Annotated in this window: 14 protein-coding genes and 1 pseudogene; 7 read left to right on the top strand and 8 right to left on the bottom strand. The window is 50.3% G+C overall.

Features of this window, described 5'->3' with window-relative positions; translation table 11 throughout:
- Positions 1–5: 5 nt before the first annotated feature.
- Positions 6–146: pseudogene (locus ACLHV8_RS11040) on the bottom strand (MFS transporter); the annotation flags it as partial.
- A gap of 76 nt (positions 147–222) precedes the next feature.
- A complete protein-coding gene (locus ACLHV8_RS11045; RefSeq protein WP_208594970.1) occupies positions 223–1,311 on the bottom strand; it encodes a 4-oxalomesaconate tautomerase in 1,089 nt (362 codons plus the stop codon).
- Between the two features lie 154 nt (positions 1,312–1,465).
- On the opposite strand from ACLHV8_RS11045, the gene ACLHV8_RS11050 reads away from it, so the two are divergent.
- On the top strand, positions 1,466–2,395 hold the full coding sequence (locus tag ACLHV8_RS11050; protein ID WP_049007304.1) for a LysR family transcriptional regulator: 930 nt from the start codon (positions 1,466–1,468) through the stop codon (positions 2,393–2,395).
- 37 nt (positions 2,396–2,432) lie between these two features.
- On the opposite strand, the gene nhoA is transcribed toward ACLHV8_RS11050, so the two are convergent.
- A complete protein-coding gene (gene nhoA, locus ACLHV8_RS11055; RefSeq protein ID WP_128347639.1) occupies positions 2,433–3,278 on the bottom strand; it encodes an N-hydroxyarylamine O-acetyltransferase in 846 nt (281 codons plus the stop codon).
- Between the two features lie 108 nt (positions 3,279–3,386).
- Here nhoA and ACLHV8_RS11060 point away from each other — a divergent pair, with 108 nt between their 5' ends.
- On the top strand, positions 3,387–3,959 hold the full coding sequence (locus ACLHV8_RS11060) for a flavin reductase family protein (RefSeq protein ID WP_108089824.1): 573 nt from the start codon (positions 3,387–3,389) through the stop codon (positions 3,957–3,959).
- 282 nt (positions 3,960–4,241) lie between these two features.
- Here ACLHV8_RS11060 and ACLHV8_RS11065 read toward each other — a convergent pair whose 3' ends face one another.
- Positions 4,242–4,457, bottom strand: coding sequence for a hypothetical protein (locus tag ACLHV8_RS11065; RefSeq protein WP_160311051.1), 216 nt, complete (start codon positions 4,455–4,457; stop codon positions 4,242–4,244).
- Here ACLHV8_RS11065 and ACLHV8_RS11070 point away from each other — a divergent pair.
- Positions 4,448–4,873: a DUF3828 domain-containing protein gene (locus ACLHV8_RS11070; RefSeq protein ID WP_049007307.1), complete on the top strand. Its 426-nt coding sequence runs from the start codon at positions 4,448–4,450 to the stop codon at positions 4,871–4,873. The genes ACLHV8_RS11065 and ACLHV8_RS11070 overlap by 10 nt on opposite strands.
- Before the next feature lie 79 nt (positions 4,874–4,952).
- Here the strand turns inward: ACLHV8_RS11070 and fusA are convergent, their stop codons facing one another.
- On the bottom strand, positions 4,953–7,055 hold the full coding sequence (gene fusA / locus ACLHV8_RS11075) for an elongation factor G (protein ID WP_028018895.1): 2,103 nt from the start codon (positions 7,053–7,055) through the stop codon (positions 4,953–4,955).
- 159 nt (positions 7,056–7,214) lie between these two features.
- Here fusA and ACLHV8_RS11080 point away from each other — a divergent pair, with 159 nt between their 5' ends.
- On the top strand, positions 7,215–7,514 hold the full coding sequence (locus tag ACLHV8_RS11080) for an ArsR/SmtB family transcription factor (RefSeq protein ID WP_028018894.1): 300 nt from the start codon (positions 7,215–7,217) through the stop codon (positions 7,512–7,514).
- A 53-nt stretch (positions 7,515–7,567) separates the two neighbouring features.
- On the opposite strand, the gene ACLHV8_RS11085 is transcribed toward ACLHV8_RS11080, so the two are convergent.
- A complete protein-coding gene (locus ACLHV8_RS11085) occupies positions 7,568–8,023 on the bottom strand; it encodes a GNAT family N-acetyltransferase (protein ID WP_410392122.1) in 456 nt (151 codons plus the stop codon).
- Between the two features lie 148 nt (positions 8,024–8,171).
- On the opposite strand from ACLHV8_RS11085, the gene ACLHV8_RS11090 reads away from it, so the two are divergent.
- On the top strand, positions 8,172–9,650 hold the full coding sequence (locus tag ACLHV8_RS11090; RefSeq protein WP_410392123.1) for a PLP-dependent aminotransferase family protein: 1,479 nt from the start codon (positions 8,172–8,174) through the stop codon (positions 9,648–9,650).
- A 95-nt stretch (positions 9,651–9,745) separates the two neighbouring features.
- Here ACLHV8_RS11090 and ACLHV8_RS11095 read toward each other — a convergent pair whose 3' ends face one another.
- Positions 9,746–9,982 carry a tautomerase family protein gene (locus ACLHV8_RS11095; protein WP_028018891.1) on the bottom strand — a complete coding sequence of 79 codons (237 nt, stop codon included), beginning with the start codon at positions 9,980–9,982 and terminating at the stop codon, positions 9,746–9,748.
- A 60-nt stretch (positions 9,983–10,042) separates the two neighbouring features.
- Here ACLHV8_RS11095 and ACLHV8_RS11100 point away from each other — a divergent pair, with 60 nt between their 5' ends.
- Entirely contained in the window at positions 10,043–10,504 is a 462-nt protein-coding gene (locus ACLHV8_RS11100; RefSeq protein WP_410392124.1) for a winged helix-turn-helix transcriptional regulator, read from the top strand.
- A gap of 34 nt (positions 10,505–10,538) precedes the next feature.
- On the opposite strand, the gene ACLHV8_RS11105 is transcribed toward ACLHV8_RS11100, so the two are convergent.
- Complete coding sequence (locus ACLHV8_RS11105; protein WP_028018889.1) at positions 10,539–11,864, bottom strand: 2-hydroxycarboxylate transporter family protein; 1,326 nt, start codon at positions 11,862–11,864, stop codon at positions 10,539–10,541.
- Between the two features lie 409 nt (positions 11,865–12,273).
- Between ACLHV8_RS11105 and ACLHV8_RS11110 the strand changes: the two genes are divergently transcribed.
- A complete protein-coding gene (locus ACLHV8_RS11110; RefSeq protein ID WP_028018888.1) occupies positions 12,274–13,221 on the top strand; it encodes an AEC family transporter in 948 nt (315 codons plus the stop codon).
- Positions 13,222–13,235: the final 14 nt, after the last annotated feature.

A 13,235-nucleotide genomic window follows, 5' to 3' on the forward strand; every position in this document is an offset into this window, starting at 1 on the left:
GCAGTCGGGAGCAGTGGCTGAATAAAGAAAAGAGAAGCAAGCTCAGCAAGCCCTGATAATGCCAGGGCCAGAATCACGCGAATATGCGCACTGGCTTTTACAGGATCAGGAGCCCTCTGGGTATTGTTAGCATGAGTTAACGCCATAATAACCTCAGTATTATAGTTAAGGTACAGAATGTAATTTTTTTAATGCTGGTTGTTTATTTGATTAATATTTTCATCAATCAACTTCAGATAATATATTTTCAGGCACACAAACAACACCTTCAAATAACTTGCGTGAAGTACGAATAACAGCCGCACGGGTGTTTTCGATTTTGTCACCCTCCCTCAATAATGAAACGGATATTTTTCCGCAGGGGTGTTCAATATCAATAATATTGGTAAATAACCCCTTTGGACGGTCGGCGATGATTTTAAAGGCCACTGAGCCCTCAATCAGCGTCGCGGTCGATATGCCGATCGAACCGGTAATGGCCAGCGACTTATGGCATGTATGTGGCATGAAATAACGAACCTGGAGCGTTCCGCCTTTACATGCCCGACTGAGGAGAACCGGTTTAGGGATCACTTTGTTCGATACATCCCCTAATCCCATCGCCGTGCCAGCCTGGCGCCGCACCCTCTCCAGCCTTTCTTTAAACTCACGATCGGCATCTAACTCTGCCGGTGACTCCCCTCCTGTTTTCCCTAGTGCTGATGCCTCAATCAGCACCATCGGCATCGCCATATCAATACAGGTGACTTCGATACCATCGAATACATCCGTCACGCTGTCGGTCGGCAGCAGTTTCCCTGTTTTAGACCCCGCAGAATTCAGGAACGTTAAGCCAATCGGTGCCGCTGTACCCGGCACACCGTCGATTTGGGTATCGCCTTCATACTCAACCCAATAGTCTGGCGTCTGAACTTCAGCATCAACCAGAGTACCAGTGTTGAGATTGCGGATACGCACCGTCGTCACCGGGCTTTGCGCCTTCACCAGCCCTTTTTCAATGGCAAAAGGCCCCACGGCGCAGAGCATATTCCCGCAATTTGGTGTGGTATCGACACGACGTTCGTTCACCATCACCTGTGCGAATAAGTAATCTACATCCGCGTCCGGACTGTTGGACGGACTGACGATCGCCACCTTACTGGTTTGTAGGCTTCCGCCACCAATGCCGTCAATTTCGAGTTCATGGCCTGCGCCCATTAGGCTGAGTAATACCGCGTCACGCGCTTCGGTTTCCGCCGGCAGGTCGCTGGCCAGAATGACGGGACCTTTTGACGTACCGCCACGCATTAATACGCAAGGGATCTTTAACATGTCTTTTTCTTATTTCGTTTTTATCAGGAACGCAATAAGGTTTTCACACTCCAGTTGATAACTCTAATGTCAAAAAAAGAAGGATTAATACGCTTTGCACATTAATACCCCCTGCGTTAGCATGGTTAAGGTAAAGCGAGAATGGTGTGCAGATATGCAGCATGAATTACAGGGAATACAAGCATTTGTAAAAATTGCAGAAATTGGATGTTTTACAAAAGCATCGCAATTTCTTCACATCTCACAACCTGCTTTAACACGCAGAATTCAGAAACTGGAAGAGAGCCTGGGGACCACGCTGTTTGAACGTTCCACTCGCAGCGTCAAGCTGACGACGGTGGGCAGAGAGTTTTTACCTAAGGCAAAGAATTTAATAGATTTTTATGAAAGCTCAGTCATGAGTATTAAAGAGATGGCAACACATCAGGCAGGTGTTATTACCGTTTCCTGTATCCCTACTGCCGCGTTCTATTTTCTGCCTTCAGTGATACGAGATTATAACAATGCCTATCCAAACATCCGTATTCGCATACTTGAGCACAGTGCCAGCGATTGTCTCGAAGCCGTTTTAAATGGCGACGCAGATTTCGGTATAAATATGATAAACATCACACATCCAAATATCGATTTTGCGCCGTTGGTGAATGAACCCTTTGTTCTGGCATGTCGCCGCGACAATGAACTGGCAAAAAAGCCGCTGGTAACATGGGACGATCTGGCAGGAATGAAGCTGATTGGGGTTAGGCGTTCGAGCGGAAACCGTTCCCTTATCGATCAGGCGTTTGAGAAAATGGCGTGGAAGCCTAACTGGTTTTATGAGGTTCGACATCTTTCAACGTCACTGGGGATGGTGGAAGCGGGTCTCGGGGTCTCTGTCGTTCCCAGCCTGGCTATGCCGGCCGATGAGCATCATATTCTGGTCAGCCGGCCGCTGATTGAACCCGTCATACGGCGCACGTTAGGCCTTGTACAGCGCAGGGAAACGCCTCTCAGCCCGGCGGCGGAAAAATTCAGAGACATGCTTGTTCAACTGTGGTCTGGAGAAAAAAACAGCCCGTGGATCAGCAAGTTTACCCAGCTGTAAGCCTTATGCGGCAAAGGGGCGTTAGCCCCTTTTCACCTTATTTCCCTGCCTGTGGATGTGTTTCAAACCCTGCCATCACCGCTGTCAGTTCCGCCAGTGAAAAGCCGTGCTTAGGATCATCAATACCCAACCCAAAACGCGTCTGCATCAGTTGATACAGCGCCGCAGCATCAGGAAGATGGATCTGCTCCTCCACATGGCCATTCTGCCAGTGGGTAAAGTTGAAGTTGGTCAGCGTCAGCTTGCCACCGTCCGGCAAGTGGCGGCACATCAGCAAATGATGACGGAAATGCGACTGCGGCCAGTGTGCTGACCAGAAGTTGCCCATGACATAATCACTGAAATATTGCGTCGTCAGATCAAAATGGTACATCGACTGCCAGTGCTCGTGGTGCCGGAACTGCAATACCCAGTCATTGCCCTCGCTCAGCAAACGATACGCCCCGTGCGGCGTTGTCTGTTCTTCGTTAGCGAGCAACCGAATCGGCGCCGTCAGCGTCTGTCCGCCAAAGCCTACGTCCGCAATCCAGCGCTCACCGTTAAGCTCAACCAGCAGCAGGCGGTGTGTTCGCGGCGGCATTTGTGGTGGATTCGCTAATACCACGCGCCCGAGCACACTGCGTACCGTAAAACCGACTTCGCGCAGCACCCGTTCGAATAAGCCATTTTGCTCAAAACAATATCCCCCACGTCGCGCTGTTAGCAGTTTGTCGACCAGACACCGATCGTCAAGATGGATTTCACGCGGCAGGACGACATCAATATTCTCGAAAGGGATCGCACAGTTGTGGTGTAAATGCAGCGCGCGCAGAGTGTCGATATTAACCCCGGTCGGTTGATTCCAGCCGATACGGGCGAAATAGGCAGTCAGAAATGGGGACATGCATCAGTTTCCTTTGATAGTGATGTTTTGTTTATAAACTAATTCTACGCGCCCACTTTGATTTACGTGCTTTTTCGTCATACTCATCGTTGTACATGAGGAGACCCTATGAGCTACTTTCGCCCCGTTGAATTACATCATGCCAGCCGTCTGCTGAACCACGGCCCTACTGTGCTTATCACCAGTCGGGATGAAAGCCTCGACAGACGCAACGTTATGGCCGCCGCATGGTCAATGCCCGTTGAGTTTGAACCGCCGCGTATCGCGATCGTCGTGGATAAAAGTACCTGGTCACGTGAGCTGATTGAACGCAGTGGGATGTTCGGCATCGTTATCCCCGGCGTGGCGGCTGCCAACTGGACCTGGGCGGTCGGTAGCGTTAGTGGGCGCGATGAAGACAAATTTAACTGCTACGGGATCCCGGTAGTGAACGGTCCGGAACTCGGTTTGCCCGTCATTGAAGAAAAATGTCTGGCCTGGATGGAGTGTCGTTTACTCCCGGTGACCGCAGCGGCTGAAAAATATGACACGCTGTTTGGTGAAGTGGTTTCTGCCGCAGCCGATGAACGCGCGTTCTTCGCCGGACGCTGGCAGTTTGACGGAGATAAGCTGAATACGCTGCATCATCTTGGTGCGGGGACGTTTGTGGCTAGCGGGAAGATAGTGAAGGCGCTGGATTGATTTAATTAATTATATCCTGCTGAATTATATTAAATTTTTATGGCATTTTAAGTTTACCATGACGTGGTAAAACGGAGGATATTTCCAGGGCTGTTGCATTAGCGATCTCTCAATAAGGAAATATCAATGTCATGGAATAAATATGGCGCAATCTCATATGCCCGATCACACGCCCAACCGAAGAGCACAGGTAATTGTGCTCACTACGTCACCGAAGCAATCAGATCCGGAGGAAGATTAAAAATCCTTAATACGCGTCTTGCAAAAGACATGGGGCTGACATTAGTCAACGCTGGCTTCCGCCTGATATATGATCAACCTCATGCTGGTGACGTAGCCGTTATCCAAAACATTGTGGGTCACGATAGCGGACACGTGTGCATCTACGATGGTCAGCAGTGGATCAGCGATTTTGTACAACGCACCATGTACCCAGGACAGGCTTACCGAAACATACAACCCCATTACGAACTCTTCAGGCATGACTAATGAAAACACTCTGCTTTTTTCTTTTTGCCGTGTCTCCGTTCGCGGTCGCTGATAGCACCGATGCCCCAGGGCTGGCGGCGCTTAAATTCAATCAATGGTATATCGCTCAGTTGAATCAGGACAAAGCACCAGTCCTCAATCCAGACATCATGAATGATTACGTTGCATCAGAAACAATTGCGGCAATTAAAGAAATGTACTCAGGCGACAGTAACGAAAAAGACATGCCAGATGCTGATATGTTCATCAAAGCGCAGGACTGGAATGAGGACTGGGATCAGATAACCGTCTTACATTCTGATTTTGATGCCGTTTGCACAAACGTCTATATCGCGTTTGGTAAGAAACAAGATCACGTTGTAGCTGATTGTCTCGTCCAGGAAAAAGGGAAATGGAAAGTTCGTTCCGCCACGCTGATTAAGTAACAATGTGGTATGAAAGGAAATGTCCCCTGCCGCAGAGGCAAAAACACATGGTAGCCCAACGACTACCATGTGCAATTAATTAACTCTTAGCACGTCGTGAAATAATCTCATCCGCAACATTTCGCGGTGCTTCCGCAAAATGATGGAACTCCATCGTATACGTCGCACGCCCCTGTGACATCGAGCGCAGCGTGGTGGCATAACCAAACATCTCTGCCAGCGGCACGTCAGCGCGAATAATCTGGCTTCCGTACTGCTCTTCCATCCCCTGCACCATGCCACGGCGAGAAGAGAGATCGCCCATAATGTTGCCGGCGTACTCTTCCGGTGTTTCCACCTCGACATGCATGATCGGCTCAAGAATCACCGGATCCGCCCTGCGAGCGCCCTCTTTAAATCCGAGGATCGCCGCCATGCGGAACGCCATCTCCGAGGAGTCGACATCGTGATACGAACCAAACGTCAGCGTCGCTTTGACATCGACCACCGGATACCCCGCCAGCACGCCGCTGTTCATCGCTTCCCGAAGCCCTTTTTCAACGGACGGGATATACTCGCGCGGCACCACGCCGCCCTTGGTGGCATCTTCAAACGTAAATCCGCTGCCCGGTTCAGTCGGCTCAAGGCTCAGTACCACATGACCGTACTGTCCTTTACCGCCGGACTGACGGACAAACTTACCTTCGATATCCTTCACCGCTTTACGCAAGGTTTCCCGGTAGGTCACCTGTGGACGACCGATGTTCGCCTCGACGCCAAACTCACGCTTCATGCGGTCGACGATAATCTCAAGGTGTAACTCACCCATCCCGGAGATAATCGTCTGGCCGGACTCTTCGTCAGTATGCAGGCGGAAAGAGGGGTCTTCCGCCGCCAGACGCTGCAGCGCGATCCCCATTTTCTCCTGATCGCCTTTGGTTTTCGGCTCGATAGCAAGGGAGATAACCGGATCCGGAAACTCCATGCGTTCAAGCGTGATGACGGCATTCGGATCGGTGAGCGTGTCACCGGTTGTCACATCTTTCAACCCAACGCAGGCCGCGATATCACCGGCGCGCAGTTCATCCACCTCGTGGCGATCGTTGGCATGCATCAGCACAATACGCCCAATGCGCTCTTTCTTCCCTTTCACCGGGTTATACACCGCGTCGCCTTTGCGCAGCACGCCAGAGTAAACGCGGATAAAGGTCAGTTGCCCGACGTACGGATCGCTCATCAGTTTGAATGCCAGCGCGGAGAACGGCTCATCATCACTGGGATGACGCTCAGCGTGCTGGCCTTTTTCATCCACGCCATCAATGGCTGGCACATCCAGTGGTGACGGCATCAACTCAATGACCGCATCGAGCATGCGCTGCACACCTTTGTTTTTGAACGCGCTGCCGCACAGCATAGGCTGGATTTCACCCGAGATAGTGCGAATACGCAGACCTCTGATGATTTCCGCCTCGTCCAGATCGCCGGTTTCCAGATATTTATCCATGAGCTCATCGCTGGCTTCCGCCGCCGCAGAGACCATTTTTTCCCGCCATTCCTTCGCGGTACTCAGTAAATCATCCGGCACGGGCGCATAGGTGAACACCATGCCCTGGGTGGCATCGTCCCACAAAATGGTACGCATTTTGATAAGATCCACCACGCCGGTGAAGTGTTCCTCCGCGCCAACCGGAATAACAATCGGTACCGGGTTCGCTTTCAGACGTTCCTGCATCATGCGTACGACGCGGAAGAAATCGGCACCCGGACGGTCCATTTTGTTAACGAAGGCCAGCCGCGGCACGTGATATTTATTCGCCTGACGCCAGACGGTTTCGGACTGCGGCTGAACGCCGCCAACGGAGTCATACACCATCACGGCACCGTCGAGTACACGCATGGAACGTTCCACCTCAATGGTGAAATCCACGTGCCCCGGGGTGTCGATGATGTTGATCCGGTGCGGTTCAAACCCTCTGTCCATACCCGGCCAGAAGCAACTCACGGCCGCGGACGTAATGGTGATCCCGCGCTCTTGCTCCTGCGCCATCCAGTCAGTTGTTGCCGCGCCATCGTGTACTTCACCCAGTTTGTGGCTCATCCCGGTGTAAAAAAGGATGCGCTCGGTGGTGGTCGTTTTACCGGCATCGATATGCGCGGAGATACCGATGTTGCGATAACGTTCGAGGGGGATGGGTCGGGGCATAATATTTCCTTAGTCAGTAAGACAGGTTGTGACGACCAGGATGGTCGTGTATTCGTTCGTTTGCTATAATAGTCCCATTGTACGAGTATTATCGAACTATTTTTTAACGATTGACCTATTGTTGATATAGCTCAATCTGACACCAGACGCAGGAAAACGATGATCCAAAACCACCCCGAAACAGAACAGATACTGCTGGAAAATGTGTTGTTTGCCCTCGGCAACCCGCTCAGGCTGTCGATTATCCGCAGGCTGGCCGATGGTTGCGAGCTAAGCTGTAACGCACTACGCCCGGAAGATGTGGTGAAGTCCACAATGACACATCACTGGCGCGTATTGCGTGACAGCGGAGTGATCTGGCAACGTCAGCAGGGACGAGAGAATATGATTTCTTTGCGTAGAGACGATCTCGATGCCCGTTTCCCGGGACTGATGGACATACTGTTACAGGCTAAATAATAGCTTGAAACGCCCCGTCAACATTTGAGGGGGCATCACGTCAGCGAAGGGATTTATCTTACGTGCATACGATATTCAATCATGCCGCTTTTTTTCGCGACCCAGTCATACAATCGTTGCCCGCGGTAGTTGGTTTCATGTGTATGCCAGTAAAGATGACGCGCATGATGTTTTCTCGCTTCTCGCTGAACATATTCTATTAACTGTTTACCAATGTGTTTGCCCCTGACGGCATCGCAAACATATAAATCTTCAAGATAACAGTAATCGCTCTCCGCCCAGGTTGAACGGTGGAAAAGATAATGCGCAAAACCCACCACCTCTCCGTTATATCTTGCCATTAAGCAAAATAGTGGCTCAATGGGGCTGAAAAATCGTTGCCAGGTGCGCTGAGTGACTGCCCCGGAGAGATCAACGTTATAAAATTCTTGATATTTACCCCACAATGGCATCCAGCTCTCGTAATCACTTTCCTGAACAGCCTCAATGGTCACAATCGTATTATTCATAACAACCTCTTTGTTTATTCATTCACGGTTTCGGGATGAGTGTATGCGCTAAATGGCACGTTTAGCCCCGCCAATTTTCGCAAGTGAAGCAGACCAATTTTGCCGTGTTGTTTTATAATGGAGGCCACACGAGGGAGAGTGGGTAAAGATGTTTAAGCACGCACAACTTGAAACGGTTAAGGCATGGATTATTGATCCTTCCAACGGATCGCTGCCCCTGCATGAAAGGATCCAGAGAGCAATACGGTCACTGATACTGGAAGGGATCTTATCTCACGGTAAGGCCCTTCCCTCTTCACGCGCGCTGGCGAGTTCACTGAGTGTTTCCCGGGATACGATTGAAGCAGCTTATTCCAGCCTGCATGCAGAAGGTTTTATTGAGCGGCAAACAGGCAGAGGAAGCTTTGTCTCTTCCAGCGCACGGTTTTTAAAACCGCATTCCCGGCAGCAGCATCCTGCCGCTGATAGACGAAAGGCAAAACTCAGCGCTCGTGGAAAGATCATCTATGAAAGTGGCGGGATCCGCGAATTTTCCTCGCCCCGCCCACTGGCACCGGGTATCCCCGAGACGCGCATGTTTCCCATTCCAACCTGGGAGCGACTTCAGCGGCAGGTTCTTAAGGAATATCAACACCAGATATTAGAGCAAAGCCCTCCGCAGGGCATGGAACGCCTACGGCGGGCAATCGCGGAATATGTCAATCTTGAGCGCGGGACGCGTGCGAGGGCTGAACAGATCATCATTCTGACCAGTTCTCAGCAGGCGCTTGCTCTCTGTTCCCACGTGCTGATGGACGCAGAGGATGGCATTGCCATTGAAGATCCCTGCTATCAAGGAGCATACAAAGCGTTTAAATCTGCCGGACTGCACTGTCTTCCGGTTCCTCTTGACGATAAAGGCATCTCAATTGACGCGCTGAATGCTCTGACCAGTCCTGCCAGGGCTATCTACCTTACCCCTTCTCATCAATATCCTACCGGGGTGACGCTCTCTCTTGACCGACGCCTGGCTGTCATTGACTGGGCAAATCGTCACTCCGCCTGGATCATTGAGGACGACTACGATAGTGAGTTTCACTATGAAGGAAAGCCTATGGCCTGTCTTCAGGGGCTTGATGCTTACAACCGGACAATTTATATCGGGACTTTCACCAAGTCCCTGTTCCCCGGGCTACGTATTGCGTACATGATTGTTCCCTCAGAACTGGTAGAGTCGATGACCATGGCCAGGACATTAATGGACGGCCATACCGCCTCAATATCCCAACTGACGCTGGCGAAATTTTTGGAGGGAGGGCATTTTGGTGCCTATATTCGCAAGATGCGGAGCGTTTATGTTACTCGCCGCAACAAACTGGCCAGGCTGATGGATGAGTATCTTTCTGATTATGTTGAGTGCGTAATACCAACAGGTGGAATGCAGATGCCTTGTCACCTCAGGCACGGGATCTCCGAGAAGGAGATTGCCGCCGCCGCCCGTCGCGCAAATGTTGATATATTAGGGCTTACCAGTTTATATGCAGACAAACCCCTGACCAGCGGTTTTTTGATGGGTTTTGCCGCTTATACGGAGAGGGAAATAGAAGACGCAGTCAAAAAACTGGCCGCAATTTTCCGTCTTGTTTGAAGCTGTCGACTGTTCATCGGTCGATACTCATTGCGGGCGAACCCGGCTGCAAACAAGGTTTCACCGGGAGATACTGTGTCCCTCCCGGCCTCTTATCAGGACGCCTGCGTCGACGCGAATTTCTTCGCAATCATTTCAGCGGTAGGCTGTAATCCCCCCAGGCTCCATTGCTCCGGGTCATGCTCATCAATACGGATCCAGACCGAGCGCCGGAACTCCGGATCCCCTTTCCCTTCGATTTCCACCATTAAGTCCGTCATACGGCGCAACAGCTCGCTCTTCTGCTCGGCATTCATGATCCCTTTAATCGTTTGTACATTTACAAAAGGCATTGTATTCTCCCTATAAGCAAGGTCTAAAAATCATACTTAGATTAAAAAGGAAAACATCCTGTGTCAAAAGATAAATTGTTGCCTTACCTCTCGCCAGAACTGTGCGGTCTGGCTGAAGGGGCAAAAATCGTGGGCGATCAATGGATTTTGTTGATTCTGAGAGAGGCGTTTTACGGTGTGACGCGTTTCGAAACCATGCGAATACATACCGGAATAGCGAAACAGACGTTAGCGACACGTTTAAAGTTGATGACAGAACTGGGGTTGCTTTCCCGTATACCTTACCGGGAAGAGGGAGCACGGGAACGGTATGAGTACCAGCTTACCGACAAAAGCCGCACCCTTGCCCCGGTGCTTTTATCTTTGATGAAATGGGGACACAAACATGTTTTACACACCGCACCGCATTTAACCCTGGTGGATAAAGAAAGCGGCGATCCGGTGCATATTGGTTATGTGAATGCGCAGGGTCATGAGGTGAAACAAAACCATGTTCAGATTGTGCCGACAACAAAGGGGTAAGCCCGGGTGTGTTACCCGGCTTACCCCTGCTACGTTACATAATCCAGCCCATCAGCAGCGTGGCGATGATCACCGTCGATGCGCCGCCGATACGGGTGGCAATCTGTGCAAACGGCATGAGCGACATTCGGTTAGAGGCAGACAAAATAGCCACATCCCCTGTCCCGCCCAGACCACTGTGGCAGCAGGTGACAATGGCCGCTTCCACAGGATACATATTCAGACGCGAGGCAATAAAATAGCCACTCAGCGCCATCGCAATCACCACCGAACCACATACCACCACGTAGCCTACTGAGAAGACAGACACTACGCTTTCAAGCGGCACGTATAACATTCCCAGACCAATCATCAGTGGCCAGACGAGCGCAGCCGAGACGAATTTATAGCAACTGTGTGCGCCCTGCTCCATTGAGGCCGGGATCACCTTAAAGTATTTACACAGTACGGCTATCAGGATCATCAGCACCGGACCGGGAATGTGTACCAGTTTTTCAAACAACCCTCCGACGATGAAAAATGCGCACACCATCAGTAACCCGCCTCCCATCAGATGGAAATCTGTCTGCTGAGCACTGTCCGCGCCCGCAAAGAGGCTGCTGTCTTCTTTGCTACGGGTTAACATGCCATTACCCGACAATGCAGGACGTTTCATTCCCAGACGCGCCAGCGAGCCTGCACAAATAATGGCGAAGATATTCCCCACCACCGCGGCAGGCGCCAGTTGAGCAACATAGACGTCCGGCGTATGACCAAGGATTGCCGAATAGGCCAGGGACAACGGCAAAATCCCCTCACCAATCCCGCCACCAATGATCGGCACGATGATAAAAAAGAACGTGTGGTACGGGGTATAGCCAAACAGTGAACCCACGATGAGCCCGCTCAGTACCGCCATGAAAGTCCCGGCCACCAGCGGGATAAACATGCGCATCATCCCCTGGATAAGCAGTATCCGGTTCATTCCCAGAATGCTCCCTACCACCAGACAGGCGATGACGAAATAGAGCAGATTTGCCTCTTTCATCAACAGATGCACCGTATCCAGCGTGTGTTTTTCGAAGACACCAAAATAGACCAGTACGGAGGGGACCATCAGACACAGGATTGCCGGGCCGCCGATGTCTTTCAGCAACGGGATTTGCCGCCCCACTTTCGCAAACGCAAAACCAAGGGTCATGATGACTGCGAGTCCGCCGATCATATTTTTCGGCAGCAAGCCTGCCCAGGCAGAGGTCGCCACAATGGCAGCGATCCCGACGAATAGCATCAACGGGACTGCGCCAACCTCGGTATTGTAAAGCCCAAAGGCAAAACGCGTGGACGACAACTCAGAAGTCGGTACAGGATTATCTTTCATATAATCACCTGATAATTGTGTTCGGATATGCAAAGAAAAGGAATAAACACGGAATTATTCCAATACGGATAAATGTTATTTAATATCAATTAAAGACTTACGTGGCCTTTTCTAAAAACAGGCTCAGTGTAAAAAATAACATGCGGGGCCTGAAAGAAGTGTGAACAATACAACCCTTTCCCGTTAAATAACTTTATTCATCATTAAGTAACTAAAGTTATTTTAGACAGGCATTGCTGTTTTCTTGTGCCTAATCAATTTTTGCCACCCCTATTACTTATCCAACTAACGCAATCATTTTGAAATTAATAAAACCAGAGAGAGTGTGACCATTGTCACTCTTACCGTGCTATCTAACCGCTAGATTAGCGCTGCAACAAAACACATAAAATACCCTACAGGAAATACTATGCCTTCATTACTATTACAGTCGCTGTTTCCGCTCGTCTTTATAATGCTGCTTGGGTGGTTAAGCGGGAAACTCGGGTATTCCCGACGTGAAGATGCAAACGTTATGGCGACAGTGGTGATTCGTTTTGCACTTCCCTTTCATCTTTTTATTGGCGCATTGCATACCGACCCGAGCAAAATTAAGAACCTGACGTTTATGGCGGTCCTGGTTGTCGGTTTAATGGGTTCGTATTTATTGACATTATTTATTTCACGTTTTGTTTTTCGTCACGATATAAAAACCAGTGCCATTCAGTCTCTGGTTTGTGCCTTTCCGGATATGGCCTACTTTGGGGCACCCGTGCTTGCTGTGTTGATTGGGCCAGAAGGATTCATTGGCGTACTGATCGGCAATATCATCACCAGCGTTATCATGATCCCGTTGACTATCGTCCTGATTCGTATGGGAGATAAGAACAGTCATGATGGTCTGGAATCGCTGCATCCTGGAGCGATGGTGATACAAAACCTCATCAAAGCGGCACGTAATCCTATCGTCTGGATACCCGTTTCCGGTGTATTGCTCAGCCTGGCTGGCGTACAGATCCCGTCAATTCTCAGTATGCCCATTGAGATGGTTGGCAAAGTCTCCGGTGGACTGTCGCTGTTTGCTCTCGGCCTGTTATTTTACGGTGAACGTCCAAAATTGAATGTGCAGACATTTACCAATATCAGTATTAAAAACCTCATTCAACCCGCCATCATGGCCGTAGCCGGTATCGCATTTGGTCTTAGCCATACCTTACTCCAGCAGGTTGTTATTATTGGTGCGACGCCTTCCGCTATCGCCGCAGGTATGTTTGCCATACGCAGCGACACCTATATTGATACTGCCTCATCCTCCATATTAATTGGCACTGCCGTCGGCGTACTGACTGAAGGCATTATGATCTATTTAATCTCTTAATCTGTTTTATTTAA

The organism is Enterobacter sp. CPE_E863 (assembly GCF_046521465.1).
Classification (GTDB): domain Bacteria; phylum Pseudomonadota; class Gammaproteobacteria; order Enterobacterales; family Enterobacteriaceae; genus Enterobacter; species Enterobacter adelaidei.